Annotated in this window: 25 protein-coding genes; 5 read left to right on the top strand and 20 right to left on the bottom strand. The window is 60.5% G+C overall.

The features are described 5' to 3' along the window. The first annotated feature begins 2 nt into the window (after positions 1 to 2). Positions 3 to 773, top strand: a complete 771-nt coding sequence (locus tag AB4Y32_RS16380; RefSeq protein WP_368722334.1) for a PP2C family serine/threonine-protein phosphatase — start codon at positions 3 to 5, stop codon at positions 771 to 773. A gap of 18 nt (positions 774 to 791) precedes the next feature. Here AB4Y32_RS16380 and AB4Y32_RS16375 read toward each other — a convergent pair whose 3' ends face one another. From AB4Y32_RS16375 to AB4Y32_RS16335, 9 genes are all read right to left on the bottom strand, one after another. After that, positions 792 to 2,135, bottom strand: coding sequence for a sigma-54 interaction domain-containing protein (locus tag AB4Y32_RS16375; RefSeq protein ID WP_439899797.1), 1,344 nt, complete (start codon positions 2,133 to 2,135; stop codon positions 792 to 794). Further along, positions 2,135 to 5,191 (bottom strand): peptidase domain-containing ABC transporter, encoded by a 3,057-nt coding sequence (locus AB4Y32_RS16370; protein ID WP_368722332.1) that lies wholly within the window; start codon positions 5,189 to 5,191, stop codon positions 2,135 to 2,137. The genes AB4Y32_RS16375 and AB4Y32_RS16370 overlap by 1 nt, the downstream gene beginning before the upstream one ends. Before the next feature lie 35 nt (positions 5,192 to 5,226). Further along, the gene (locus AB4Y32_RS16365) at positions 5,227 to 5,979 is read right to left on the bottom strand and encodes a peptidylprolyl isomerase (RefSeq protein WP_368722331.1); all 753 of its coding nucleotides are present in this window, start codon (positions 5,977 to 5,979) and stop codon (positions 5,227 to 5,229) included. Positions 5,980 to 6,078: 99 nt separating this feature from the next. Beyond that, the gene (locus AB4Y32_RS16360) at positions 6,079 to 7,452 is read right to left on the bottom strand and encodes an HlyD family efflux transporter periplasmic adaptor subunit (RefSeq protein WP_368722330.1); all 1,374 of its coding nucleotides are present in this window, start codon (positions 7,450 to 7,452) and stop codon (positions 6,079 to 6,081) included. Further along, a complete protein-coding gene (locus tag AB4Y32_RS16355; protein WP_439899796.1) occupies positions 7,449 to 9,983 on the bottom strand; it encodes an FHA domain-containing protein in 2,535 nt (844 codons plus the stop codon). Before AB4Y32_RS16355 ends, AB4Y32_RS16360 begins: the two co-directional genes overlap by 4 nt. A gap of 276 nt (positions 9,984 to 10,259) precedes the next feature. Further along, positions 10,260 to 11,768 carry an efflux transporter outer membrane subunit gene (locus tag AB4Y32_RS16350; RefSeq protein ID WP_439899795.1) on the bottom strand — a complete coding sequence of 503 codons (1,509 nt, stop codon included), beginning with the start codon at positions 11,766 to 11,768 and terminating at the stop codon, positions 10,260 to 10,262. 251 nt (positions 11,769 to 12,019) lie between these two features. Continuing rightward, positions 12,020 to 12,265, bottom strand: a complete 246-nt coding sequence (locus AB4Y32_RS16345) for a hypothetical protein (RefSeq protein WP_368722328.1) — start codon at positions 12,263 to 12,265, stop codon at positions 12,020 to 12,022. Positions 12,266 to 12,575: 310 nt separating this feature from the next. Further along, positions 12,576 to 13,001 carry a DUF4399 domain-containing protein gene (locus AB4Y32_RS16340; RefSeq protein WP_152755675.1) on the bottom strand — a complete coding sequence of 142 codons (426 nt, stop codon included), beginning with the start codon at positions 12,999 to 13,001 and terminating at the stop codon, positions 12,576 to 12,578. A gap of 61 nt (positions 13,002 to 13,062) precedes the next feature. Further along, a complete protein-coding gene (locus AB4Y32_RS16335; RefSeq protein WP_368722327.1) occupies positions 13,063 to 13,488 on the bottom strand; it encodes a DUF4399 domain-containing protein in 426 nt (141 codons plus the stop codon). Between the two features lie 328 nt (positions 13,489 to 13,816). On the opposite strand from AB4Y32_RS16335, the gene AB4Y32_RS16330 reads away from it, so the two are divergent. After that, on the top strand, positions 13,817 to 15,721 hold the full coding sequence (locus AB4Y32_RS16330) for an SUMF1/EgtB/PvdO family nonheme iron enzyme (protein ID WP_368722326.1): 1,905 nt from the start codon (positions 13,817 to 13,819) through the stop codon (positions 15,719 to 15,721). 41 nt (positions 15,722 to 15,762) lie between these two features. Here AB4Y32_RS16330 and AB4Y32_RS16325 read toward each other — a convergent pair whose 3' ends face one another. Then, entirely contained in the window at positions 15,763 to 17,925 is a 2,163-nt protein-coding gene (locus tag AB4Y32_RS16325) for a serine/threonine protein kinase (protein WP_368722325.1), read from the bottom strand. Between the two features lie 430 nt (positions 17,926 to 18,355). On the opposite strand from AB4Y32_RS16325, the gene AB4Y32_RS16320 reads away from it, so the two are divergent. The 3 genes from AB4Y32_RS16320 to AB4Y32_RS16310 all read left to right on the top strand — a co-directional run bounded on the left by AB4Y32_RS16320 (position 18,356) and on the right by AB4Y32_RS16310 (position 19,476). Then, a complete protein-coding gene (locus AB4Y32_RS16320; RefSeq protein WP_368722324.1) occupies positions 18,356 to 18,580 on the top strand; it encodes a hypothetical protein in 225 nt (74 codons plus the stop codon). A gap of 350 nt (positions 18,581 to 18,930) precedes the next feature. Next, positions 18,931 to 19,137, top strand: a complete 207-nt coding sequence (locus AB4Y32_RS16315) for a hypothetical protein (RefSeq protein WP_368722323.1) — start codon at positions 18,931 to 18,933, stop codon at positions 19,135 to 19,137. Positions 19,138 to 19,335: 198 nt separating this feature from the next. Continuing rightward, on the top strand, positions 19,336 to 19,476 hold the full coding sequence (locus AB4Y32_RS16310) for a hypothetical protein (RefSeq protein WP_368722322.1): 141 nt from the start codon (positions 19,336 to 19,338) through the stop codon (positions 19,474 to 19,476). Positions 19,477 to 19,660: 184 nt separating this feature from the next. Here the strand turns inward: AB4Y32_RS16310 and AB4Y32_RS16305 are convergent, their stop codons facing one another. From AB4Y32_RS16305 to AB4Y32_RS16260, 10 genes are all read right to left on the bottom strand, one after another. Next, positions 19,661 to 20,731 carry a tyrosine-type recombinase/integrase gene (locus AB4Y32_RS16305; RefSeq protein WP_368722321.1) on the bottom strand — a complete coding sequence of 357 codons (1,071 nt, stop codon included), beginning with the start codon at positions 20,729 to 20,731 and terminating at the stop codon, positions 19,661 to 19,663. Between the two features lie 3 nt (positions 20,732 to 20,734). Further along, on the bottom strand, positions 20,735 to 20,971 hold the full coding sequence (locus tag AB4Y32_RS16300; protein ID WP_368722320.1) for a DUF4224 domain-containing protein: 237 nt from the start codon (positions 20,969 to 20,971) through the stop codon (positions 20,735 to 20,737). After that, positions 20,968 to 21,267 (bottom strand): hypothetical protein, encoded by a 300-nt coding sequence (locus AB4Y32_RS16295; RefSeq protein ID WP_368722319.1) that lies wholly within the window; start codon positions 21,265 to 21,267, stop codon positions 20,968 to 20,970. The genes AB4Y32_RS16300 and AB4Y32_RS16295 overlap by 4 nt, the downstream gene beginning before the upstream one ends. A gap of 285 nt (positions 21,268 to 21,552) precedes the next feature. Next, positions 21,553 to 22,203, bottom strand: a complete 651-nt coding sequence (locus AB4Y32_RS16290) for a hypothetical protein (RefSeq protein WP_368722318.1) — start codon at positions 22,201 to 22,203, stop codon at positions 21,553 to 21,555. 169 nt (positions 22,204 to 22,372) lie between these two features. Beyond that, on the bottom strand, positions 22,373 to 22,636 hold the full coding sequence (locus AB4Y32_RS16285; RefSeq protein ID WP_368722317.1) for a hypothetical protein: 264 nt from the start codon (positions 22,634 to 22,636) through the stop codon (positions 22,373 to 22,375). Next, positions 22,630 to 22,872 carry a hypothetical protein gene (locus tag AB4Y32_RS16280; RefSeq protein ID WP_368722316.1) on the bottom strand — a complete coding sequence of 81 codons (243 nt, stop codon included), beginning with the start codon at positions 22,870 to 22,872 and terminating at the stop codon, positions 22,630 to 22,632. Before AB4Y32_RS16280 ends, AB4Y32_RS16285 begins: the two co-directional genes overlap by 7 nt. Further along, positions 22,865 to 23,044: a hypothetical protein gene (locus AB4Y32_RS16275; protein WP_368722315.1), complete on the bottom strand. Its 180-nt coding sequence runs from the start codon at positions 23,042 to 23,044 to the stop codon at positions 22,865 to 22,867. Before AB4Y32_RS16275 ends, AB4Y32_RS16280 begins: the two co-directional genes overlap by 8 nt. Further along, a complete protein-coding gene (locus AB4Y32_RS16270) occupies positions 23,041 to 23,340 on the bottom strand; it encodes a hypothetical protein (protein ID WP_368722314.1) in 300 nt (99 codons plus the stop codon). The genes AB4Y32_RS16275 and AB4Y32_RS16270 overlap by 4 nt, the downstream gene beginning before the upstream one ends. After that, positions 23,337 to 23,528: a hypothetical protein gene (locus tag AB4Y32_RS16265; protein ID WP_368722313.1), complete on the bottom strand. Its 192-nt coding sequence runs from the start codon at positions 23,526 to 23,528 to the stop codon at positions 23,337 to 23,339. The genes AB4Y32_RS16270 and AB4Y32_RS16265 overlap by 4 nt, the downstream gene beginning before the upstream one ends. Then, positions 23,525 to 24,079 (bottom strand): hypothetical protein, encoded by a 555-nt coding sequence (locus AB4Y32_RS16260; RefSeq protein WP_368722312.1) that lies wholly within the window; start codon positions 24,077 to 24,079, stop codon positions 23,525 to 23,527. Before AB4Y32_RS16260 ends, AB4Y32_RS16265 begins: the two co-directional genes overlap by 4 nt. Positions 24,080 to 24,094: the final 15 nt, after the last annotated feature.

Below are 24,094 nucleotides of genomic sequence, written 5' to 3'. Positions count from 1 at the left end.
CCGTGACCTGTATCAGTCAATTCCGGTGGGCGTCGGCGGCACGCTCCGACACCGGCCGCGTGCGCGAGATCAACGAGGACGCCTGCCTCGATGAGCCGCGGCGCGGCCTTTGGGCCGTGGCCGACGGCATGGGCGGCCACGCCGTCGGCGATCTCGCGAGCCAGCTCGTCGTCGGAATGCTCGGCCAGCTACCGGACGCGACGGGCATCAAGCAGTCCATCGCACAAGCGCATGAGTGCCTGCAAGACGCGAATCGCCAGCTGCGCGAAGAGGCGAGCCGCCGGCAGGTGCCGCGCATCGGCACCACCGTCGTCGTGCTGCTCGCATGCGACCGTTTCTGCGGCTATCTGTGGGCGGGCGACAGCCGCATCTATCTGCTCCGTCAAGGGCAGTTGCGCCAGTTGACGCGCGATCACAGCCAGGTGGAAGAGCTGCGCCGCTCCGGTTATCTAACTGATGAAGAAGCGCGCAATCATCCCGCGCACAACATCATTACGCGCGCGGTCGGCGCAACCGATCATCTCGATCTCGACGAAGATGCGATCGAAGTCGCGGACGGCGACGTGTTCCTGCTATGCAGCGACGGCCTGAGCAATGAAGTGACGGACGAAGAGATTCACAAGATGCTCTCCACTGTCGATTGCCTGCATGCGCCCGGCGAACTCGTCGATATCGCGCTCGCGCGCGGCGGCCGCGACAACATCACGGCCATCGTCGTGCAGGCGGAAGACCCGCATGCGTCAGACAAAACGCTGCTCAATCCGACGCCCTGATACGACGCATTGATCGCTTCATTGCGTTTCGTCGTTCGCTTCCGCCTCGTCCTTGCGCGCATTGGCCTGCGCATGCTGACGGCGAAAATCCTTCGAATGCAGCCCGTGCTTCTTCAGCAGCATCTGAAGATGCGAGCGGTTCATGTCGACGCGCCGCGCCAGTTCCGCCACCGTGCCGCCCACTTCCTGCAAGCCGCGCTGCAAGAAAGCCTTTTCGGCTTCGTCGCTGGCGGCGCGCTTCGCGTCGCTGAGCGACAGCAGGTTCGTCACGCTCGCGACGTCGTTCGCCGTTTCGTTCGCCACGCCCGATATCAACGAAGCAACGGGTGACGACGGCCGCATATCCGTCGGCAAATGGTCGACATCGGCGATATCGCCCGCGAGACACGAAATGCGGTACATCACGTTGCGCAATTCGCGGATGTTGCCCGGATACGAATAGGTCAGCAGAAAGTCCCTTAATTTAGGGGTTATTCTCACTGGGCGGCGTTTGAGCACGCCCGCTGCCTCGTCGCCGAAGTACTGGATCAGCAGGGAAATTTCATCGCGCCGCTCGCGCAACGGCGGCAGCGTCACATGAATGACGCTCAGCCGATAGAACAGATCTTCGCGGAACGTCCCCTGCTCGCTCAGCTTGCGCAAGTTGCGGTTGGTCGCCGCGACGATGCGAGTATCGACGCCGATCGGCTCGTCGGAACCCACGCGCTGTATTTCATGCGCCTCCAGCACGCGCAGCAGTTTCACCTGTCCCGTCAACGGCAGTTCGCCGATTTCGTCGAGAAAGATCGTACCTGTATGCGCGCTTTCGAATTTTCCTTTGCGGTCGTTCGTCGCGCCCGTGAATGCTCCCTTGCGATGACCGAACAGTTCCGATTCCAGCAGGTTGTCCGGAATCGCGCCGCAGTTGACGGAGATAAACGGCTTGTCCGCGCGGCTGCCGTTCGCGTGAATGACTTTCGCCATCAGCTCCTTGCCGGTGCCGCTTTCGCCGTCGATGAGAACGGGCAGATCGGTCGGCGCGGCTTTCTCCGAGATTTCCAGTGCTTCCAGCAGCTTAGGGTTGTCGCCGAACGTGCCTTCGAAAATGAAGCTGCGCGCAAGCAGCGCCTGCCGCCGCGCGCCACGCGACTGCTCGCCGCGCAACGGCTCGACGGCAGCCGCCTGCACGAAGCGTTCCTTGTGCGACATTTGCATCACTTCATCGCGCAAGGAACTGGCCTGTTTCAGGAGCTTTTCGATATCCGCGCGTTCGAGCCGCGATGACCAGCGCAGCGTCGAACGCAATATCTCGATCTTCTCGATCAGTCCCGCGTACGAGAGGGCGGAACCGCTGTCTTCCGGCTGCTGGTCGAGTATCTTCATCACGCGCTCAACTGTTTCTGGACGAGCTGGTAGTACATGCCCTTCCGGTTGACCAGTTCCTCGTGACGCCCCTGCTCGACGATCGCGCCTTCGTACAGCACGAGAATCTTGTCCGCGCGCATGATCGTGCTCAGACGGTGCGCGATGATGACAGCCGTGCGTCCCTTGAGGATGTCGTGCATGTTGCTGAGGATATTGCTTTCCGACTGCGTATCGAGCGCCGACGTCGCTTCGTCGAATACGAGCAGACGCGGATCGTGATACAGCGCGCGCGCGATGCACAGGCGCTGGATCTGTCCGCCCGACAAGCCGATGCCGCGCTCGCCGACAATCTGTTCGTAGCCGAGCGGCAGCTTGCTGATGAACGCGTGCGCGTCGGCCATCTTCGCCACTTCCTCGATGCGCCGCCTGTCGGGCGTATCGTCGCCGCTCGCGATGTTCTCGGCAATCGTTCCCGAGAACAGCAGATTGGACTGCATCACGTAGCCGATCTGCGCGCGATAGAACGCCTTGTCGACCACATTCATGTCATAGCCGTCGACGGTCATCTTGCCGTCGCTCGGCGTGTAGAAGCCGACCAGCAGCTTCGCGAGCGTCGTCTTGCCCGAGCCGCTTCTTCCGACAATCGCGACGAGCTCGCCGGGCTTGATATCGAAAGTGATGTTCTCGAGTACATACGCGCCCTCGTTCTCGCCGTAGCGGAAATAGACGCCATTCAGGCTGATCGCGCCTTGCAGGTCCGGCAGCATCACGCGCGAAGGCAGATCTTCCGGCTTCTGCTCGGGCTCGATGTCGAGCACGTCGCCGAGGCGCTCCATCGCGACACCCGCATCGTTCAGCATGCTCCACAAGCTGACCAGTCCCATCAGCGGCGTCAGCACGCTGCCCATGAACGCATTGAAGGCGATCAACTGGCCAATCGTCATTTCACGCGCGAGCACGAGATTCGCGCCGACCCAGAGAATCGCAATCGTCGTCGCCGCATTCAGCAACTGGCTGATAAAGCCGATCAGGATGTTGAACGCGTGCGCGCGGTACTGCACTTCGAGTGCTTTCGCGTACTTCTTCTCCCAGCGCAGGCGCACGGGCCGCTCGATGCCCATGCCCTTCACCGTCTCGACGCCCGATAGCGCCTCCATCAGGAATGACTTCGAATCCGTCGCCGCCGAGAACGTTTCGCGTGCGTAGTTCTTGATCTTCGGCGTCGCGACAACCGTCAGAGCCGTGATGGGAATGACGAATGCGATCAGCACCATCGTCATCTTCGCGTTGTAGAAGAACATGATCGCGAAGTAGATGAACACCATCAGCAGATTGAGCGCCGTCGTCACCGTCGATTCCGTCAGGAATGCGCGGATCGTCTGGTTCTCCTGGAAGCGCGCGAAAATGTCACCAGTCTTGCGCTTCGCGAAGAACGAGAACGGCAGCGACATCGTGTGCTTGAAGAACTGCGACATCATCGCGAAGTCCATGTTGCGAACCATGAAGTTCGACAGGTACGCGCGGATCATCGACATCAGCTGCGAGAACACGTTCGAAATGATGAGGCCGAGTATGAGCAGGTGCAGCAGACTGATGTTTTGATGCACGATCACGCCATCGAGTATGTTCTGGATGATCAACGGCGGAATCACGCCCAGCACCTGGATCACGAACGTCGCGAGAAACAGGTGCATCAGTATCTTTTTGTACGGCGTCAGATACGCGACGAAGCGCAGCCACGGCGAGCGCGACGCCGATAGCTGCACGAGGTTCGGCCCTGGCGTGAACAGCAGACATGTGCCGCTCCAGCCGCGCTCGAAGTCTTCGATATTCAGCTTGCGAAAACCAAGTGCTGGATCGGCGAGCCAGACGTGATCCTTCGACACGCCGTACACGATGATGTAGTGGTAGCCCTCCCAATGCACGATAAAGGGCAGATCGAAGCCACGCAGCGAATCGAACGTGCATTGCACGCCGCGCGCGGTGAAGCCCAGCGATTCGCCTGCGCGCGCGAGGCTGTCGAGCGTCGCGCCCTGGGTCGTCACGTTCGCGAGCTCGCGCAGCTTGCCGAGCGTCATCGGTATGCCGTAGTGCTTGCAGATCATCGCAAGGCACGCGGCGCCGCAATCCATTTCCTCCGCCTGCTCGACGAGCGCAAAACGCTTGATCACGCGTTCGCCAAGCTCCGGCTTCGTATGCAGATCGAGCCGCAGCGGCATCTTGCGCCGCTGCTCGATGCGCTTTTGCCGGTCCAGCTCGCGATCCGCGTATTTGATGCGCTCGTCGAGTACTTCGCGCAGTTTCGGATTGCGCTCGAGAATGAAATGCACCGTGCGCTCGGGAATGACGAGCAGCCGCGTATCGGTCGTGGCGATCGCCGACGCCGCCTGCTCCTGTCGCATCAGGCAGGCCTTTTCACCGAAGATCTCGCCGTCGCGCAGCGTCGCAAGCGTGTAGTCGTTGCCGTCCTCGTGACGCACGATGCGCACTTCGCCTTGCCGCACCACATAGAGACGCCGGTCGTCGCGTCCGTCCTGCTTGAGGATCTCCTTGCCGGCGGTGACACGCTTGACGCCGACACTGCGCACGTATTCCTCGAGTTCCTGCTTGTTCAGCTTGCCGCGCAGATCGAATAGCTGCGCCACGAAGCCGCCCGCCGAATTGATAGCAACATAGCTCGCGACAAACGCGAGCGCGGCCTGATTGCCCCCAATGACGGGCTCGATCGCCGCGCGCGGAATGAACAGCAACTCCGTCTTGCCGGAAGAACGCACGGACGACTCGTGCACGTACGCGCGCAGCATCGCAATGTCGGCGAACACTTCGCCTGACTTGCGCACGCCCATGCTGATTTCCTTGCCGTGCTCCTCGGTGAAGATGCGCACCGAGCCCGACTTGATCAGATAGAGACCGTCGGCGGGATCGCCCACGTTGCACACCGTCTCGCCGAAAGAATAAAAGCGCGATTGCACGTGTTCCGCGAGACGTTCGAGTTCTTCGCGCGTGAACGGCGAAAGTATCTCGACCGTCGACAGAAAATCGGCAATGGACGGCGTGGTTTGCGGTGCATCCATGATGCTCGTGGTCCCCGGCAGCAGCGCGCTTCAACTCAAAGCGCTTCGATAATGTGTTCCTGAGCGCGCGTCATCAGCCACTCTTCGCGCAGCAGGCGTTTGATTTCCGACGCCACATCGGCGTCGAGCGCTGCCGGATATTTCGCCGTCACGGCGAAAATCTCGAAGCACGAACGGTCCGGCGAAGCGAACGGCCCGAGCAGATCGCCGACTGCCGCATTGAAGATCTTCGCTTCGATATCCGGCTTCAGCGAGCCGCGCAGTACCTTGCCGATCACGCCGCCCGAGGCTTTCGTATCCGCAATCGAATGCTCGCGGGCCATTTCCGCGAATGCATCGGGATCGTCGTTCAGATACGAGATCATCTCCTTGGCCTTGCCTTCGTCGTCGAGAAGAATGTGACTGATCTCGATCGCGTCGAACTTCGGCGAATTCATCGAGAAGTACTCTTCTATCGCACCGTCGCTGCAGACCTTGTCGAGCATCTTCTCCTGATACAGGCTGTCGGTGATGAACCCCTCGAACTCGTCGAGACTGACCTTGAGTGTGTCGAGGTACTGGTTCATGTCGGCCGCGCGATGCAGCCCCCGCACGCGGCGGAACTGATCGGCGCGCTCCTGGATTTCGTCGGCGTTCACTGTCAAGCCATGCTTCTTCGCGGCATGCACGGTCAGCTTGTCGCGCACCATCTGCTCGATCAGGCTTTCGAACTGGCCCGTGAGCTTCAGCAGGCGTGTGAATTCACCGACATCCACGACTTCATCATCGATTCGTACGATCGCGGTCATCTCGTCCGCTCCTTCTAATGGTGGCCCGAATGAACAGGCGGGCTGGCGGTTGTATGTTGACTACGGCTTGCATTGCAGCACGTTCAGATCGTGGCCGGCTTATCCGGCGAGTTGCCTGAACGGGTCCAGCCCCAGGTCGATCAGCCGCCGCTCGCGCACGACGATTTCGGCGCTCGCCGTCATGCCGTAACGCAGCGGATAGCGATTCTCCGCGACCTGGTAGTAATTCTTGTCGAGCGACACGCGGCCTTCGTAGACGGGCTGCTTGTCCTGCGCCGAAGGTTTCGTCGCCGGTGAGATATACGCGAGCGTGCCGCTGATGAGCCCATAGCGCTGATACGGAAACGCGTTGAATTTCAGCTTGACGGGCATCCCTTCGTGCAGAAACGCGCGGTCGCGCTCGGCGATCTCGATCTTCAGCACGGGACGCGCATCCTTCGGCGCGATGCCGCCCAATGGCGTGTTCGCCTGGATCTTGTCGCCCGTTTGCGTCGACGTGACATCCGTGATGACGCCCGATGTCGGCGCGAGAATCAGCAGGAAATTGTCCTTGTCGATGTTCTCGAAGCGGATGCGCGCGGCGGCGTCGGCGACGAGACGCGCCGTCTGCAATTGCAGGCGCAGTTTCTCCTCCGTGCTCGTGATCTCGCGAATCGCGGCGTCGTATTGAAGCTGCAAGCTCGTCGCCTGCTGGCCGCTCGTTTCGAGTTGCGCATTGGCCTGCGCGTATTCGTGGCTCAGCTTGAAGTCGAGTTCCGTGAGTCTCGATTGCGCGACGCGATAGGCGTTGTCCGCTTCCAGATACGTGTTGCGCTTCGCCTCCACTTGCAGTTCGGCCACGCCGCCACCGCCAGGCTGCGCGAAGAGGCGCGCGTACTTGTCCGCCTCCTGGCGCGCGGCGTCACGCGTGCGGCGCGCGTTGTCGAGGGTGCTGCGCGCTTCTTCGAGTTCCGCCTTTTGGCCTTCAGCGAGCTTGGTCGTGCCTTCGGAAATGCGGTTCTCGTGCAGACGTTCTTCCACTTCGAGTTGATCCTTGAGCGCGGCCGCTCTTCGCTCCATCAACTCCTTCTTTTGCGGAAACTCTTTCCACTCGCGCTCGGCGTCTTCGAGTTTCAGTTGCGCCTGCAATGCATTGGTCGCCGCTTCGATCGCGCCGCGCGCATTGATTCGCGCGAGCACATCGCCCTTCGATACAGGCTGTCCCTCCGCGATATACAAATCGGTCAATTCGCCGTCGATGGGCGCATAGATGCGCCGCACGTCCGATTCCGGCGCGAGCGTGCCTTGCGCCGTCACGATTACATCCGCGCGTCCGATAAACGACCACAACAGGCCCGCCACGACCAGCGCGACCAGCGTCAGGACGAGCGCCGTCGCAATGCGCACGGGCTCCGCAGTGAGGATCGCGATGCCTTCGGCGCTGTGATCTTCGAGCGCTTCGTAAAGCGGTTTCGGATGATTGTCGCGCTTCACTCGTCAGTGCCTCCAATCAACGTGAGTTTGGACTTCAGCAAGCCGGGCTCGAGCACCATCCGCAACTCCTGCAATGAACGGCGCTGCAATTGCGTTTCCGCTTCGATGTCTTCGAGCAACTGATCGGAGCCGGCGGGATGCGGCGCTTTCAATTGCGTATAGATGCGCATGCCCTGTTGCGCGGATGCATTCGCTTCCGACAGCAGACGCGCCTGATTGCGAAACCCTTCGGAAACGCCCGCTTCGAGACGTTGCGTGCCGCCGATCGAACCGTTCGCGCGATATTGCCGCCACAGCGTCTGCGCGCGATTGATCGAGTCCTGCGCGCGGGCGAGCGCCCGGTCGCGCAGCGCATCGACGTCGGTTTGAATTGCGTGCACGTAGTACGCGTCTACGACGGGATCGAGGCTCGCGTAAAACGACAGCAGCTTGTCGTCGCGATTGCCCGCGCCGCGGCTTTTCTGCAAGTCCGCGAACTGATCGAGCACCGCCTTCTTGTGCGCGAGTTCCGCGGCAAGCACATCGGACCACGGGCCAGCGGGCATCGCCTGCAAGCCGGCCAGCGCCTGCTGGCTGTCGCCGCTCTGCCATGCGGCGCTCACCGCATCGTGCTTTGCAATCACTTCCGCCGACGGCAAGCGGCTCGCGCTCAATTGCCTGTATTGCGACTGAAACGGCGGCGTGCCGAAGCTCGCTTTCTTCATCAATGCGAGCAGCGGCGCCAGATGACGCGCCGTCATTTTGTCGAAGATATCCGAGTACTGCTGCAAATCCGCGCGTACCGCATCAAGTCCGGCGAGACGCGGATAACGCTGCGCGTAGTCGTCGAGCACGGCCGTCAATGCATTCGGCTTGTCGCGTCCCAGTTCGGTCGCGATCGTCGAATCGAGCCGCTCGATCGCGGCGAGGTACACCGAATCGTCGCTTTGCAACTTGCGCAGATGGCTCATCGCGAGCGCGTACGGCTCGGTAAATTCAGGCACATACGACGCGATGCGATCGAGTATGCGCTGATGCCCTTTCGCATCGTCTTCCCAGCGCTTCAGCAGATTGTCGATGCGGCCTTCGTCGCTGTAGATGTGAATCGGCGCGTCGGGGCCGCCACGGCCTACGACGAAACGCTCCAGGTCGCCGACCCAGCGCAACTGGTCGATCAGCGAAACGGCATCCGGATTGCCCTCGCTCGATGCGCGCATACCTTCCACCAGGGCCGCCGCGCGGTCGAACTGCTTGCCGCGCAATGCGGCGAGCCAACCGGGCACGCGCGCTTTCATCAGCGCTTCGCTCGCGAGCGACCTGATCGAATCGCTGGCGGGATGATGTTGGAGATAAGACGCGGCGGAATCCGCCGCTTCTTCGTATTGGCCTGCCGCGAGCAGATTCTTCACTTCACGCTCGGACGCACCGCGCATGTAGAGCGCAACGGCAATGCCGCCGATGACGATCAGCCCGGCAAGGCCGCCCCAGCCGATACGCCGCATCGTCGTGCGGTCGCCGCCCGCGAAGGTACGCGTCAATTCGCTGAGCAGGAGTTGCCAGCGGCGGCGCGGACGGCGCGGTTGCGTTTCCGTCGACTCTTCCGGCGTCAATGGCGGCGAGTTCTCGTTGACTTCGTCTTCACGCTGCAAAGCGCGATCGACACAGAAGATGTCGAGAAACGAATGCGCCGCGCCGACGAACGTCGTCTTGTCGGGATCTTCCGCAGGCATCGCGGCGGCGGCAATGGGCGCAGGTGTGTCGGAAGAAACGGGCGACGCAGCGTCGGCGGGCGGCGGCGTCATCTGCGTGACGGTGGGCTCGATTTCGAAAATCTTTTCGAGCGCGACCTGATAGACGAAATGATCTCCGCCGAATCCGACCACATCGCCGTTTCGCAGCGCGACGGCCGACTCGCCCAGGCGCTTGTGATTGACGAATGTGCCGTTCGTGCTGCCGAGATCTTCGATCCACGGTTCGCCGCTCTTCAGAAAAATATGAGCGTGGCGTCGCGAAATGTAATTGACCTGATGCGGGTAGCGATCTTTATAGCGCGCGAACAGTTCATCCGTCTTGCTGACGAGAAACGGAAATACAGGGATGTCGATTGCTTCGAGTCCCAGATCGGTACGTTCCGGCTTGAGCGTCACCGTCAGATGCTGAATGCCACGCGCGGACGCGGAACTGAACGGGCGAGGTTCTATGGCGACGCGATAACTCAGCTCGCCGCCAAAGCATAGTTCGTCGCCCGCGCGCACGCGCGCAGGCGTCTGACGCACGGCATTGCCGTTCACCGTCGTGCCGTTCTTGCTGTCGAGATCCGCCACGTAAACCGCGCCGTGCTCGCTAAAGATGCGTGCGTGACGCCGCGAAAATTTCGTGATCAGCTCTCGCGGATATTCCGCAAAAGGCGGCTCGCTGCGGCCGATCGCGAACAGATCGTCGACGATGCGGATAGGGCCCAGGGACGGATGCGAGACGGGAAGCAGCAGGACGTCGAACTCCTTGTCCAGAGCCGCCCGCATCTCAGCAATCGGAGCTTCGCCGGGATTCATCTCGTTGCATCACCAAGCGTGGACACCTGACGCACGAGCGGCAGGACAGAGCTTTCGACAGGCGCGGCGACCAGAGCGTATTCGACGCAGCCACCGAATTGGACGCCAATTCGGCAGCTAATCAGGAATTTTAAGTCACGCATGGTGTTAGTCAATTATTGGTCCGGCCACTGCGGCTGCCGCAAATCGTTCGACTCGACGCAGTACTTTTAAGAACCGTGCCAGTGCTTTCCATTGGCGAGCAGTACCCGTCGATTACGGGATTTGCTGCTGCGCTCACTGCTTGACTTGCGCTTCGACATTGACGGCCGGCCAGCCGCCGCCGAGTGCCTTGTAAAGCAGTACCGTGTCCGACAGTATTTGCTGATGATTCGTCAGTACATCGAGTTGCGCCTGAAGCAGCGTGCGCTCCGTTTCGAATACTTCCAGCTGCGAGACCACTCCCTCGCGCAATTGCGACTCGATCTGCTGCGCGACCACGCTGAGACGCTGCACTTCCTGTTGCAATTCCACCCGCTGCTGCTTGTGCGCATCCAGACTGACCAGCGCGTTCTCGACTTCTTCGAATGCCGCCATCACCGTTTGCCGGTACTGCTGTTCGGCGACGGCCATTTGCGCTTCCGTCGTCTTCACGTGAGCACGCACGCCCGGATCGAGCAGCGGAATGTTGATGCTCGGCAGCAGGCCGAACGTGAACGACTTCAGCAGCTCGGACAGCGCAAAGCTCGCCGTGCCGCCGTGGGCCGTCAGGCTGACGGTCGGCAATTGCGCGAGCTTCGCTTCGCCGACGAAGTCGTAGCCTTCGAGCACGCGCAGTTCCGCCGCGACGACGTCCGGCCGGCGCGACAGCAATTGCGAAGGCAGTCCGCCCGGCACGGGCGGCAATTGCACGCGCTGCTGCAAATGGCCGACAGGCACGGTGAATTCGCCGGCGGGCACGCCGATCAGCGTGCACAGCGCGTTGTTCGCCAGGCTGCGCGAACGGCGCAGATCGATCAGATCCTTCGTTAGACGATTGACCTCCGCCTGCTGGCGAAGAACCTGCGTCTTCGGAATGAGGCCATTGCGGTTCATGCCGTCGAAGATCGAGAGAATCTGCTTGTTCTCGTCGACCATTTTTTGCTGCGCTTCCATCTGGTCGTCGAACTGGAGAATCTGGAAATACGTGGTCGCCACGTTCGACACCAATTCCAGATAGCCCGCGCGCCAGTCCGCTTCCGTCGCATGGAATTCGGCCTTTTGCGCCTGCACGCCCTTTTCGACCTTGCCCCAGATGTCGATGTCCCAGTTCACCTGGGCGGCGACGTTGTACTGCTTGGTAAACGGCTGCCCCGTGACCTTTTGAAAATTAGCGCCCGCGCCGAGATCGGCCGTCGGCAGTGCGCCTGCCTTCGCTTCGCCGATTTGCGCACCGGCCACGTCGATGCGCGCGGCCAGTACCTTGATGTCGAAGTTGCCTTGAATCGCCTTGTCGATCAGCGTGTTCAAATACGGGTCCTGGAAGCCCTTCCACCAGTCGGGCACGATGGTGTCGGCGGGTGAAACGAGCGAGCCCGTCTTGTCCGACCACGATGCCTTGGCCGGCGTATCGGGACGCTTATAGTCGGGCTGGTGAACGTCGACGCAACCGGCAAGCAGTGCCGCGCAGACGACGGTGGATGCAATTGCGCGTACGACGATGGCGATACGGCTTTTCGGCGCCAAGTCGCGGTTATCCGCATGAACGCTGGCGGACAAACTCCGTTGCGTGCAGCAGGCGACGAACGAATCAGGCAACGCAGACACGATATTCTCCGATCTTTCCCGGCTCTACTGCACGTGCAAAGCGCGCCATTCAAGTAAAGCACGTCCAGCGCGGCATCACTATGGATGTCGGCGGATTTCGTTCGGCGTGGAGTTCGTGCGGTGACGCGGCGGTCTTTTGAAAAGGACGATTACGTTTTCGATCTTTTTGACGGTGGCGACGACGTCTTTGGTACGAGCGCCTGGCCATCCGAGGCGGCCGCTCCGGACAGCCTCGGATGCGCGGGTGGACGTCAGTTCATGACAATGCTGTTTCCGGCCGTCATCATCGGAATGATCGTTGAGTTGTTGCCGCCCACGTTCGTGATGTTCATGTGTTGCTGAATGAACTGCGGCGCGTTGATCGTCTTGCTGTTGTCGAACATGAACGACAGGCTCGGGAACAACGGATTGGCAAGGTAGCCGCCGCGGACGGATTTCAGTGCCTCGCTGTCGAGTTCTTCGGCAACGGACAGGTCCTTGATCATCAGTGCGCTCATGACAGTTCTCCCATGAGAGAAGCGAAGGGTTCGCGAGATATTCGGGTGGGTGCTTCAAGCATCTTGTCTGCTCGAGCCTCACTCACGCATGGGTCGTGCCAATTGCACCGCGTGTACCTGGCGAAACCTTCACAGCCTTGCTCGCATTGAGTTGCCTCCGAAAACGCGTCTGCGCATACGAATCGCGCGTGCATCCGTCTGTCGCGCATGTGATGCAGCGCAGCCGACATTTATAAGGAAACTGTTTGGCCGAAAAGAACACGCGCAAAGTACTCAATTTGTCCGGTGATTATTGAGCACACACGTTCGTTCATTTCGCAATCACGGTGATCTTCTTCGAGTAGACGGGCGGATTGTGCGGAACGTGATTTTCATCGCCCATCAGCAATTGAAGCGTGTGCTTGCCGGGCGGCAATTCGATCATCGTCTCCGTTTCGCCCGCGCCGAAATGCAGATGCTGGCGATCGGAAGGAATCCCCTGATCCATCGGCGGCAGGTCGGTGTCGATCAGCAGATGGTGGTGGCCCGTATTCGGGTACTTGACGCCCTTGGGCGCGACGCCCATGTAGCGCAAGCCGAACCACACGCGAAAAGGCTTGTTGGCGGGCACGACCTGTCCGTTGTTCGGATAGCCGATATACGCGTATGCATCTTTTGGCGCAGGCGTCGGCCCAGCGAATGCGATATTCAACGAAGCGAGAGCGGCAAGCGCCGCGGCGGCAACGATCCTGATCATGGCTGCTGTTCTCCGTCTTGCGCGCATTGCACCGGCCCGCCGGCGCAGTGGCGGCGCGTGCTCACTTCACGATGATGGTGATCTTCTTCGAATAGACGGGCGGATTATGCGGAACGTGGTTGTAGTCGCCGAGCAGCAATTGCAGCGTGTGCTTGCCGGGCGGCAACTCGATGCGCGCATCCGTTTCCCCTGCGCCGAAATGCAGGTGCTGGCGATCGGAGGGAATCTCCTGATCCATCGGCGGCAGGTCCGTATCGATCAGCAGATGGTGATGTCCCGTATTCGGCACGTTCACGCCCTTAGGGCACACGCCCATATTGCGCAAGCCCATTCGCACCCAGAGCTTGCCGCCCGTAATGACGGTGCCGTCCGACGGCCAGATGATGTACGCTTCGGCTCCGGGCGGCGAAGGCGTCGGTCCAGCGAATGTCTGTGCCGAAGCGAGAAAGAGCGCGCCAAAAATCGCCAGCCTTATTCTTCTTTGCATTGCGCATTCTCCGAGGGAGGGTCAGTGCCGCTTGCTTCCGCTTTAGCTTAGGACGTAACTTGTCAAAAAGATACGCCACGCTCGTTAACGTTCTGACGTTTCGAATCGCGTGCTATCGTTGAAGAGGGTGGTCGATGCAAAGGCAATGCGTCGCGTGGGCGCCAGCAAGCGCGCGTGCAACGTCGCGAACGGCTGCATGCTTCGCCGTCGATTGCATTACAGCGAACGGCTGTCGTTCTCATTGCGCGCCGGGCCCCTCCGGCTGGTCCCGCCGGTTCGTCCATAGCGAGGTTCCTTCCAGAACTTCCAGAACAAACAGGATCTGAAAATGTGGCGAAAACTTCTGCTGGTCTGCATCATCGGGGCACTCCAGATGCAAGCAGCCGCCGCGCAAACGCTACCGCGCGAAGCAAGCGCTGCCGCTCTGCGCATCGCGATGGACGATGCCGTTACAAGTTCAGTCGAAGGCGCCGGGCGCAAGGTCGCGCTCGTGATCGGCAATGCGGACTACCCCGTCGATGCGCTGCCGAACGCCGTGCGCGATGCGCAAAGCGTCGCCGACACGTTGCGCGTTGAAGGCTTCGATGTCGTGCTGCGCACGAACGTGACGGCGCAACAGATGCGTGATGCGCTCGCCGAATTTCGCAGTCGCGTGCAACCAGGCGGTACCGCCCTGTTCTATTTCGCCGGACACGGATTGCAGGCGGGGCACTCGATGCTGCTCGCTTCCGCGAGCGCCGATCCGCGCGCGCCCTCGACCTTGATAACGGCAAGCGTCGATCTGTCGGGCGTGCTCGATACGCTCTCCGAGCCGCGCGCGCATGCGCTCAATCTGGTGGTGCTCGATGCGTGCCTCACGCAACCGTTCGCGCGGTCCGCAGCGGCGATTTCGTTGCCCGCGCAAACGCTCGTCGCCTTCGCGGCTGCGCAGGGCGAACAAGCCGCCGACGGCGCGCGTCACGGCATCTTCACGGACGCATGGTTGCGCGAAATGGCCCGTGCGCCCGATCAGCCACTGGACTCTATGTTCGCTCACGTGACGCAACGCGTGATGCAAGCAACGCACGGCATGCAGAAACCGTGGGCCGTCTCATCGCTCGCGAAACCCGAGCGCGTCTTTGCATCGCATCCGCTGACGCTGGCCGCGGACGATTCGCCGAATGCACTTGTCGAGTTGAATAGCCGGGGCATTTTGCCGAAGGACAGCAACGAGCAATATGAATTGACGTTCTGGGATTCGATCAAGGACAGCAATTACGCGAGCGACTATGAAGCGTATCTGAAGGCCTATCCGAACGGCCGCTTTGCGGCGCTCGCGAAGGCGCGCATTGAACGGCTCAAGGCAGCGGGATCGGCGACGCCGCCTGCCACGCACGCGACGCCCGCTCCTTCGCCTGCACCTGCACCGAAGGCTGCTGCGACGCCCTCACCCGCTTCCACACCCGCTCCCGCGCCGAAAGCCGCAGTGACACCCGCGCCCGCTGCGCCGACGCCAGCGCCCGCGCAAGCCGCGACGGGCGGCGAAAGCAAGGACTGCGCGGCATGCCCCGTAATGGTGTCGCTGCCCGCGGGCTCGTTCACGATGGGCAGCAATTACGGCGACCCGTCTGAAAAGCCGCCGCATCACGTGACCATTTCCACGCCGTTCGCGATCGCCAGATACGAAGTGACGGTCGAGCAATGGAACGCGTGCGCGGACGCCAATGGATGCCCGAAGCTGTCGTCCGAAAACAGTTCCGTGAAGAATGCACCCGCGCGCGATCTCAGTTGGGACGATACGCAGGCCTACGTGAAATGGCTGAGCAAAGCAACGGGCAAAACCTATCGGCTGCCGACTGAAGCCGAATGGGAATACGCGGACCGCGCGGGCACATCGACGAAGTACTGGTGGGGCGATCAGATGCGCAAAGGCGTGGCGAACTGCAAGGACTGCGGCGATCCTTATCACAAGGAAGCGCCGGAACCCGTCGGTTCATATGCGGCGAATCCAAATGGACTGTATGACATGAACGGCAGCGTCTGGGAGTGGGTCGGCGACTGCTGGCATAACTCATACCAGAACGCGCCGGCCGACGGACGCTCATGGGATGCGCCCGGCTGCAACATGCGCGTGATTCGTGGCGGCTCATGGCGCGAAGGCAACGACTACATGCTGAGCTCGACACGCTTCAAATACAGCCCCAGCGTGCGCCAGTCGCAAAACGGCTTTCGTGTCGTCAAAGAACTCAAATGATTTAAAGGCCGCGCGCAATACGCAGAAAACGCGCGCGACTTTTAATTCGGCCGTGGCTTGCTGTTGATCTGCGCGATATCGGCGACGATGCGGTCCTTCCCATATCTCGCCGCTAGCTGCTTGAGCCGCGCATCGAGTGCGCGCAAATAGTCCGCGCGCGACTCGCTCTCCGGACGCGGCGCGTCGAATAGCGGTACAGGCGTGACCAGTAGGACAACCAGTTCCTGGCCGAACGGCTTCGAAACGACCCACTCGCCGCCATTGCCGATCGTCGCCGCGTAGTGCGGCGGCGCCTGATTACCTTTTGCGCGCGGCCCCGGCACCATGTGTACTACCGTGCCGTCGAGCACGTAATAGTCGATGTTCACATACGAGTCGTAACCCGGCGTCGTCACATCGACGACGAGGGGATCGCCTTCCGTCAGCACGCCATTCGGCATGCGCGCCTTCAGCGAAATGATGTGCCCCACCAGCCAGTTATGCGACCAGTAAGGCCCGAGTTCCTTCAGGATGTCGCACTTGTCGTTGCTCACGTGATGCACGTCGACTTTCGTCGATGCCACGCCGGGCAACGTCGCAAGGCGCTCGTTGACTTGCGCCTCGCCTTGCTGCGGCACGAATCCGCGCACCTCTACCGCGCGATCCTGAACGGAAGCGGCCAGCGCGGAGCACGGCAGTGACGCGAGCACCGACGTGACGGCGGCGAGCGTCGGCGGCGCGGGCGTGCTGGGAGCTTGCGGCGCAGGCGCCGAGGCCACGGACGCCACGGAAGCGGACGGCTGTGCGGGTATGAAGGGTGTAACAGACGTAGGCGACGTTGGCGACGCGGCCGCGCTCTGTGCAGTCGGCGCGCCTGCCTCGGGCACGACCGACGCCTGCTGCGCGTCGTTCTCGTGCTCCAGGTTCTGCGACGCGCGATAGAAGTACAGCGCGCCCGCCGCCGCGCAAGCGAGCGCGAGACCCGCGACCCCGGATTTCACCAGCATCCCTGTGCGGTCCGGGCTGCGCGTCGTCGACTTCGACGCGGACGGGCGTTCCTGCGCGCCAAACTCTTCGGCGAAGCGCGACACGGTCGGCATGCGCGCCTTGCGATCGAACGCCAGCGCCGAGCGCAGCGCGCGCCATTGACGGTTGCCCAGATTCTCAGGCCGCTGCGGCTGGCGATTCGCGGCGCGCGCCTGAGTCGCCGACATGCGCTCGAACGGGTGACGTCCCGTCAAAAGCTCATACGTAATGCAACCAAGCGCGTAGATGTCGTCGCGCGGATCGGGCTCGAGATGCTCGAGCATTTCCGGGCTCGCATACGCGGGCGTCAACGCGCCGAGGCTGGCAGGATCGAAAACCGTTGCGTCGCTCTCTTCTTCGGGGCGCTGAAAAACGCGCGCAATGCCGAAGTCGATCACCTTGACTTCGCCCGTATCCGTGAGAAAGACATTCGCGGGCTTGAAATCGCAATGCACGAAGCCGCGCTCATGCGCATACGCAAGCGCGTTCGACATGCCACGCACGATCGGCAATGCGGACTGAACGGGCATGCCCTTGAAATCGGGCGTGCGCAAGATCTGGCTTAATGGCTTGCCCGACAGGTACTCCATCGTCAGATAGACGATGGGGCCTTCGCGATCGAAATCGTAAACGGTAACGATATTGCGGTGCGCGAGTACCTGTGCCTTGCGCGCCTCGCGTTGCAACGCGATCAGCGACTTAGGATTGCCGCGGAACTGCGTATTGAGTACCTTGATCGCGAGATAGGGCTTGCGGTCGGATGCTTCGAGCTTGCGCAGATCGAGTGCCTTGTACACGGTGCCCATGCCGCCCACGCCCAGACACTCTTCGAGAACGAAGCGGTTGTTGAGCGTATCGCCCGTGCCCTTCACCTGATCGATGCCGGAAAAGACGCTCGACGTGTCGGCGTGCTTCGTGTGCGGCGGCGTGATCAGGCGCTCCCGTACCGTTTGCACGCGCGTTTCCTCGCCGCCCGCCGCGGCAAGATTCGACACCGGCATCTGCTCGATCCGACGGCGCACTTCGGTGTAGAGATCAGGAGGCAAGGGCTTCCTGGTGTGCGCTTCGCCAAGTATTTCGAGCAGACGAGCCGAACCGAGACCTTCCGTCGTCAGCGTGCTGTCGAGTTGAGCGACAAACGCGTCTTGCGTGAGCGCGCCGCTCTGAAAATCCCGAATCACGTGCGCAAGGCTAGCCATGTGTTCAAAGCGCTGCAGCTCCCGTTGGCCGAAGAAATTCCCTGTCGTAACCAATTACATTTGCTCGTTCGATAGTAGTTCGCACGTATGCCTTTCGCAAACCAGGATTGGCCCGCGACACGCTCACGGCACGCTCGTACGACTGGCATGGCCTATGCGTTGACTGGTGCGCACGGCGCGAGCGGTGCGGCCATCGTTCATGTTCAACAACAGCAAGACGGTCGACGCCCGGCAGCTTGTAAACGATGCGACGAATACGAGCGCTGTGCTTTTCGCTTCGCTTCTCGCCTCGTTTCGTTCGCATTGCCCGGCGGCTCACACCGTATCGAGCCTGATTACCTATACTGGTGGTTCGAGCCCTATGCGTTGTCGCCACTGAATCGCGCCTTTGGCCGAAATGGCATCACGCGATATTTCTTCTGGAACTGCCATGTCCAAGCTCGTCATCAAGGATCTCTCCGCAAGCGCCGAACTCGATCGCGCGGCCATGACGGCCATCGTCGGCGGCGCAAGAACGGGGGGAAGCTTCTTTGGCGTCACCGCGCAAGCGCTGCCCGCCGCGACGCGCGTAGTCGACTATCCCGCAGGATTCCCGACGGCCGCGCGCCGACCCGTCGACGAGCGCATACCGCCGCAAAGCCTTTTGCGCAAATAGCTGCAGCGCTCTCGTCCCTTGCTCACGTGTACCTTCGTTCCGTATGCCGACACGCGGCGGCATACGGATGGCGTTCGTTCGCGCGTCAATGCGCAGCATTGATCGACGCGTCGGGTTCGTTCCAACAACCGTCCGCGCGCGCCGGTGTGGTCCACGCCAACAGATTTGCGCCGACACGAAGGCCAACCGGTCATAGACGCGTGAACGCCCTCCGATATTCCCTTGTGCACAGGCGTTTTTCAACGAGCAATGTGCGTTACCCCTCACAGTGCTGCGAAAGCGGCATAGGTGTTGCGGAACAGGAAGCGAGCGCTGAATCGTGCTCGTTTATCCGCATCAGGAGAATTGCCATGAAAGCCACTGTTGTAGTCAAAGACCTGTCCCCATCCACCACCCTCGACCGCAAGGAAACCGCGCTGATTCCCGACAAGATGAAGAGCATTGTTGGCGGTCGAAGCGTGGCCGTGACCGTCGACGGCACCCGTAGCGGCACTGTCGACGATTGGGCAATCGACACCGCTATTTTCGAAGGACGTATCAAAGGGTCGATGATTTGAGGGTGCTATTTGGTGTTTGCTTTTTGGGTGTTGGCGGAGCGAGGCCCCTTTGTTCGCGAATGGAACAGAGGGGCAACTTTAAAGAGCTTGACGAACTTTGCGATCCACCCAGGCGCGTGCCAGATATATGCGCTTGAGCCCTGGCGCAGAACTCGCGATCGAGTTCGATTCGCTGAAGATCAAGGCGGATGGAACTGCATGATGAAATCACGTTTCCAGCTCATCGCCATGCTGGCGATCGTCAGCGCACTGCTTTCCGCGTGTGGAATTTTTGGTTGCGCGGGCGTCGGCGGTAACAGCGGATATGCCGCCGGTTGCACGGCGGGGACACGATTTTAGTGCCGGCCCTCAGCGATGTTTGTTACGTCGAAAGAGAAAAGCAGACGGATCACCGGATGAGGAGTCCAGATCAATAATCCGTCAAATCAAACGTTTACGCTATTTTTCTTTCCGCAAATACGGCTTTATTGATCGTCAGAAACCCCTATAAAACCGGCTCAGAATTATTTTTGCGGAAATAATTTTAGCGCGTCGGGCCCACTTTTTCACCTCGGCGCTTGCGGACATAGTGCTCTGTCATAGAGACCGATTCGTGTCCAAGCTGCTTCTGCGCCTGTCGAATGTCGCCGGTCGAATCCGTCTTGTCCGTCGCCGCTTTCGCACGCAAATCTCGGAACTGGAATTCGTCCGTCTTTATGCCCGCCTTCTCGCGCGCATCACCGAATCGGAGTTGCAGCGCACGAAGCGTCAGGCGGCCGCCCTTCTCATTCACGACCAGCGCTGTCGTCACGACCTTGTACGCCGCCTTGCGTGCCCGGATGCGGTCGATCACGGCCCTGAGCTCGCCTGTCACTTCCATCCGAAGTTTCTTCTTCGTCTTTCCCTGGTCTATCAGCAGGAACCCATCGCGGATGTCGCGCTCGTCATAATTGAGCGTGTCCTGTGGACGCTGGCCGGCGAGGTAGGCCAAATCCATTGCATCCTTGGTCGGCTGGTCGGCATTCGCATAAACGCGCGCATACAGATCGTCCTCGACATAGACGCTGCGCCCATCTTCGGAGTTCTTCTTGATCCCGGAGCATGGATTCGCCACCTTCGCCAACCCCTTCTCACGCGCAAAGTTGAAGATGTGGCTGAATAGGGCAAGCTCTCGATTGGCTCGCACGTGACCGGCATTTACCGGGGCGACTTTTTTCTTGCTGGCGAACCATTTGACCGCTTCCTCATGGCGCCAGCGCAGGTATGCCTTGATGTGCACTGGCTCAATCTCATCAAGCGGCGTGTCATCCTCAAAGTATTTGCGCAGGTTTTCCAGTTCGGCCAGATTGTCGGCCTGCGTACGCGGTGCCTTGCCGGGCAATACCTCGCGCAGATAGGCCGTGGTGGCGTCCTTGAACGTATGCCCCGCCTCTTTCGGTGCATCAACCTGTTCGATTTCCGCCCAGCGTTTGACGGCCAGCCGGAAGTCAGTGCCTAGCGGCTCCTCACGGCGAGGCTTGCCGCCGTGGTCATAGTAATAGTATGTCGTCTTGCCGCGGTGACGGGCGCGCATCCCTGGCGGCAAGTGAGTGTTGCGCGTGGGCTTCCTACCCATGTGTCACCCGGTAGCTAGAAACTTCGGTTGCCATTTCTTCTTCGGCGGTTCGGCGCGTGTGGTCTTGCCTTCGATGGCCGTACGCGGAATTATCGGACGCCCGCGCGCATTCTGCCAGAACGGGATGCCCGAAGTCCGCAACCATTCGACCTGCAATTCCTCGCGCGTTTTGCCGCGTCGGCCGATCCGCACGCCGGTTAGTTCCGCCACCTCGTCAGCAGACAGAAACGTGTCGCTCATCCCTCACCCTCCATTCCTCTCACACGAGACAGGTCAAACGTATAGTGACCACCACGCGTCGACTGATGCCAGCACAGTTTCCAGAACCCGATATTCCGCTGCATGGCGGCGATCAGCAATTCATTGCCCGACCACCCTCCCGTCGAAACGCTCAGCCTGCCGCCTTCCTGAGTCCAGAAGTTCGGGTATCGCCATAGATCCCGCACGAATGCCAGCATCCCAAGTGCATCTCGCCACGGCCAATCAGCAATACGCTTTAACGCTTCTTCGGTTGGATAGCCGTCGTCATCGAGCATTCTTCTCTCCGTTGCATTTCTCGCATGGGATGCCGCGTTTTGCTTCGCTGTAAGTGACGTACAGCCAGTCAGTCACGCTATGGCATCGGTGACATGCAAACCTCGCCATAACTGGCATGCCGCGCTCTACGCACTCGCACCCGTCGCCCGCATCAACTACGTGCATGCGTAGCACGCTCGGCGCACGCGGTGCTTTCGGCACTTCGCCGAACAGGTCGACTACTTGTCGTCGCTCCATATCGAACTCCCTCGCGGTCACCCGCAGAATCCGTTGTGCCGCCTCGATCATGCCGCCCGTTTCTCCGCCTTCGCCGCGTCGTACTTGCGGATAGCCCATGCAATGGCGTACAGGTTCCACAGAAACCGGAATGTGTATTCGTCGCAATCCCATTCCCAGCAGTCCGTGAAAAGCTCGGGGAATTCATCGTCGTGAAACTCGTGCATTCGGTGGAATGCGACGTACTCGCTGCTGTAGTTATCGACGTAGCCAAGAATCTCCGAATGGATGCTGTCCCACAGGTCGGCGCGTCGCTCGTCCGTGATCTCATAGCCCTCAAGATAGCTTTCGACATGCTCCTTCACGCGGCTCTTGAACTCCTCCGGATCGAACTTCCTCGCCGCGCCTTTCCCGTAGCCATTGCAATCAACCGCCTGCAACTTCTCGCACCAGTAGCCCTCGTTGATGTACAGCTTGCTCGGATCGTTGCCACGATCGGTGCGGAAGAACTTGAACATGTCCGTCAGGCGTGAAAACACGAACGTTCCGCAGTCGCCGTGGATGCAGAGCGTTCCAGCCCACGTCAGAATCTCGAACCAGTACGGGCTTCCGCCGTCCTTGTTCCCGAATTTGATATGACGATCCACGCCGTCATCCCGCACGATCGTCATCACATGGTCGGCGACGTCGCGCTTGAATCGTTGTTGGTCACAGGTCACGCCTTCACCTCCACAAAAGTTGTCTCAATCATCGCCGCTTCGTTGGCGATAATCCGCCTCTTAGCCTCCTCGACAACGGGCGACCATCGCCTGACCAGTTCCCGATCCCATACCAACTGGCACTCCCTGCACTCGTCGCCCCATTTCACGCCGTGGCTGCATTTGTCGCCTAGCATTGCGCCTCCGCATCGATAGCATCCACGGTCAACGACACGACCGGATGCCCGGTTCCTGAAATCCACAGTTGAATCGAACCGCCTGCGTTGATCGCAGCCATTTCATCCGGCGTCGGTTCCCACGACGAAACCATGAAAGGTCCGTGCTCGGTCATCACGTCTCGGATCGGCAGGACGTTGCACTTCGAGATATCGCCATCCCAATCGGGCGGCGCTCCGAGATTTCGTGTTGCGCCTTCAATTCGTCGGATCAGCATTTCCTCGCCTCCAGCCAGGCATTCAGTTGCCGCACATACTCATCGTGCGTTGGTTCGTCGGACACGGTGAGCCAGTGCTCATAGCCCGAGTCATAGCCACCACTGACCGAGTGCTCAGACAACTTCCCGCGATCAGCTTTAATCGACAAGTTTAGGAGCGTATCGGCTAGAGCCGCCATGTCATCGGCTTGAATATCGACGCGGAATTGCACCGCGCGTTTCGGCGAATCAGTCATTCGCCACCTCCCACGGCCCACTCCCGCCCCAATCCTGCACGCCGCAAGAGGCAAGCATCAGCCAGTTATAGACCGGATAAACGGGCCAGTCCCACCACAACATCGGGCGCGAAACGATATGGCCGATTCCAAATAGCAGCCAGGAGACTGCGAAGCCGGTTGCACGTCTCATGACGCCTCGCTGAACATGTCGATCGTCCGCGTATCCTGCTCCACCACTGGCGGCAACTCAGCCAAGATCGTCCGGAGCGATGTTTCGCCATCGCCGCCCCAAGGAATGTCGTTCAGACTCCACCCGTGCGCGTTCAGTTGTCGCTCGTCCGTCACCGGACCGAGTACGCAATGTTTCTGGTCGAAGGTGTCGCGCCACGCTTCATGCGAGTTGTCTTCGGCGACCTCTTGTGCATCAACTTCGTTGTCTGCCATCACGATCATGGTGAAGGAGACTTCTACTGCGTAGGGTTTCATGGTTGCTCCGTAGGCATCGGCTTCCAATGCGTGGGCGTGTAATACACGTACATGGATTCGTCTGGGAAGAAGAACAAACGACCTTTTCGAATCAACGATTGCTCGTTGCGCTCGCCGTCTTTGTCATCAATCTTGGTCAGGATTTCGACGTTTTCTGGGGCCGTCGAGATCGGTTGCCATTCACTCATTCCGTTTGCTCCCTAGTGGATGCGATAGCGGCATCAATCGCTTCGTCTAGCGTGCTCCCCGTCAGCGTCCCGCCCTTCGGATTGCGCATCGGGATGCTGTACCAGACATGGCGCCCGTCCATCTTCGGATCGGACTTCGCTTGCCGCTTGAGGAATTGATAGCGGGCGGCATCTTCGTAGGCATCCCGATACTTCATCGCAAAGCAGTTGCCGCACACACCCGGATCGTGCGCCGTGATGCCGTCGCCGCAGGACTGACACCAGATGGGTTCGGGCGCTTTAGCCGTCGCATCCCGCCATGCTTCCATCAGTTGTCCCGCGTGCGCCCAGTTCTCGGCGTGCCGTTCGATCAGATGGAAAGCCACTTCAGGGATAACCTTTGCCCACTCCTGACCGTCTGGCGGCATGGCATAGTCCGGAACGGTCAATGCTGCTTCGAGTTCTGCGATGCGCGCGGCTTGCTGCTCGATCATGGTTGCGGCGACATCGCACATGCCATCCTTGACGGATGCGTCGCGTAGTAGATCAATCAGTTTCTTTGTGTCGGTCATTTGGATTGGTCCATA

Origin of the sequence: Paraburkholderia phymatum (assembly GCF_040965635.1) — a bacterium.
Lineage (GTDB): Bacteria > Pseudomonadota > Gammaproteobacteria > Burkholderiales > Burkholderiaceae > Paraburkholderia > Paraburkholderia phymatum_B.
The sequence above is the reverse complement of the archived record's forward strand: the minus strand, read 5'-3'. Positions and strand labels throughout refer to the sequence as shown.

What these genes read in the sequence shown, in the direction of transcription:
- AB4Y32_RS16300 (WP_368722320.1), bottom strand. Translation starts at nt 20,971, where the DNA reads ATGAGCGACACGTTTCTGTCTGCTGACGAGGTGGCGGAACTAACCGGC.
- AB4Y32_RS16275 (WP_368722315.1), bottom strand. Translation starts at nt 23,044, where the DNA reads ATGAGACGTGCAACCGGCTTCGCAGTCTCCTGGCTGCTATTTGGAATC.
- AB4Y32_RS16355 (WP_439899796.1), bottom strand. Translation starts at nt 9,983, where the DNA reads ATGAATCCCGGCGAAGCTCCGATTGCTGAGATGCGGGCGGCTCTGGAC.
- AB4Y32_RS16315 (WP_368722323.1), top strand. Translation starts at nt 18,931, where the DNA reads ATGAAAGCCACTGTTGTAGTCAAAGACCTGTCCCCATCCACCACCCTC.
- AB4Y32_RS16340 (WP_152755675.1), bottom strand. Translation starts at nt 13,001, where the DNA reads ATGATCAGGATCGTTGCCGCCGCGGCGCTTGCCGCTCTCGCTTCGTTG.
- AB4Y32_RS16365 (WP_368722331.1), bottom strand. Translation starts at nt 5,979, where the DNA reads ATGACCGCGATCGTACGAATCGATGATGAAGTCGTGGATGTCGGTGAA.
- AB4Y32_RS16330 (WP_368722326.1), top strand. Translation starts at nt 13,817, where the DNA reads ATGTGGCGAAAACTTCTGCTGGTCTGCATCATCGGGGCACTCCAGATG.
- AB4Y32_RS16335 (WP_368722327.1), bottom strand. Translation starts at nt 13,488, where the DNA reads ATGCAAAGAAGAATAAGGCTGGCGATTTTTGGCGCGCTCTTTCTCGCT.
- AB4Y32_RS16265 (WP_368722313.1), bottom strand. Translation starts at nt 23,528, where the DNA reads ATGAGTGAATGGCAACCGATCTCGACGGCCCCAGAAAACGTCGAAATC.
- AB4Y32_RS16310 (WP_368722322.1), top strand. Translation starts at nt 19,336, where the DNA reads ATGATGAAATCACGTTTCCAGCTCATCGCCATGCTGGCGATCGTCAGC.
- AB4Y32_RS16280 (WP_368722316.1), bottom strand. Translation starts at nt 22,872, where the DNA reads ATGACTGATTCGCCGAAACGCGCGGTGCAATTCCGCGTCGATATTCAA.
- AB4Y32_RS16285 (WP_368722317.1), bottom strand. Translation starts at nt 22,636, where the DNA reads ATGCTGATCCGACGAATTGAAGGCGCAACACGAAATCTCGGAGCGCCG.
- AB4Y32_RS16370 (WP_368722332.1), bottom strand. Translation starts at nt 5,191, where the DNA reads ATGGATGCACCGCAAACCACGCCGTCCATTGCCGATTTTCTGTCGACG.
- AB4Y32_RS16375 (WP_439899797.1), bottom strand. Translation starts at nt 2,135, where the DNA reads ATGAAGATACTCGACCAGCAGCCGGAAGACAGCGGTTCCGCCCTCTCG.
- AB4Y32_RS16260 (WP_368722312.1), bottom strand. Translation starts at nt 24,079, where the DNA reads ATGACCGACACAAAGAAACTGATTGATCTACTACGCGACGCATCCGTC.
- AB4Y32_RS16345 (WP_368722328.1), bottom strand. Translation starts at nt 12,265, where the DNA reads ATGAGCGCACTGATGATCAAGGACCTGTCCGTTGCCGAAGAACTCGAC.
- AB4Y32_RS16305 (WP_368722321.1), bottom strand. Translation starts at nt 20,731, where the DNA reads ATGGGTAGGAAGCCCACGCGCAACACTCACTTGCCGCCAGGGATGCGC.
- AB4Y32_RS16295 (WP_368722319.1), bottom strand. Translation starts at nt 21,267, where the DNA reads ATGCTCGATGACGACGGCTATCCAACCGAAGAAGCGTTAAAGCGTATT.
- AB4Y32_RS16270 (WP_368722314.1), bottom strand. Translation starts at nt 23,340, where the DNA reads ATGAAACCCTACGCAGTAGAAGTCTCCTTCACCATGATCGTGATGGCA.
- AB4Y32_RS16325 (WP_368722325.1), bottom strand. Translation starts at nt 17,925, where the DNA reads ATGGCTAGCCTTGCGCACGTGATTCGGGATTTTCAGAGCGGCGCGCTC.
- AB4Y32_RS16320 (WP_368722324.1), top strand. Translation starts at nt 18,356, where the DNA reads ATGTCCAAGCTCGTCATCAAGGATCTCTCCGCAAGCGCCGAACTCGAT.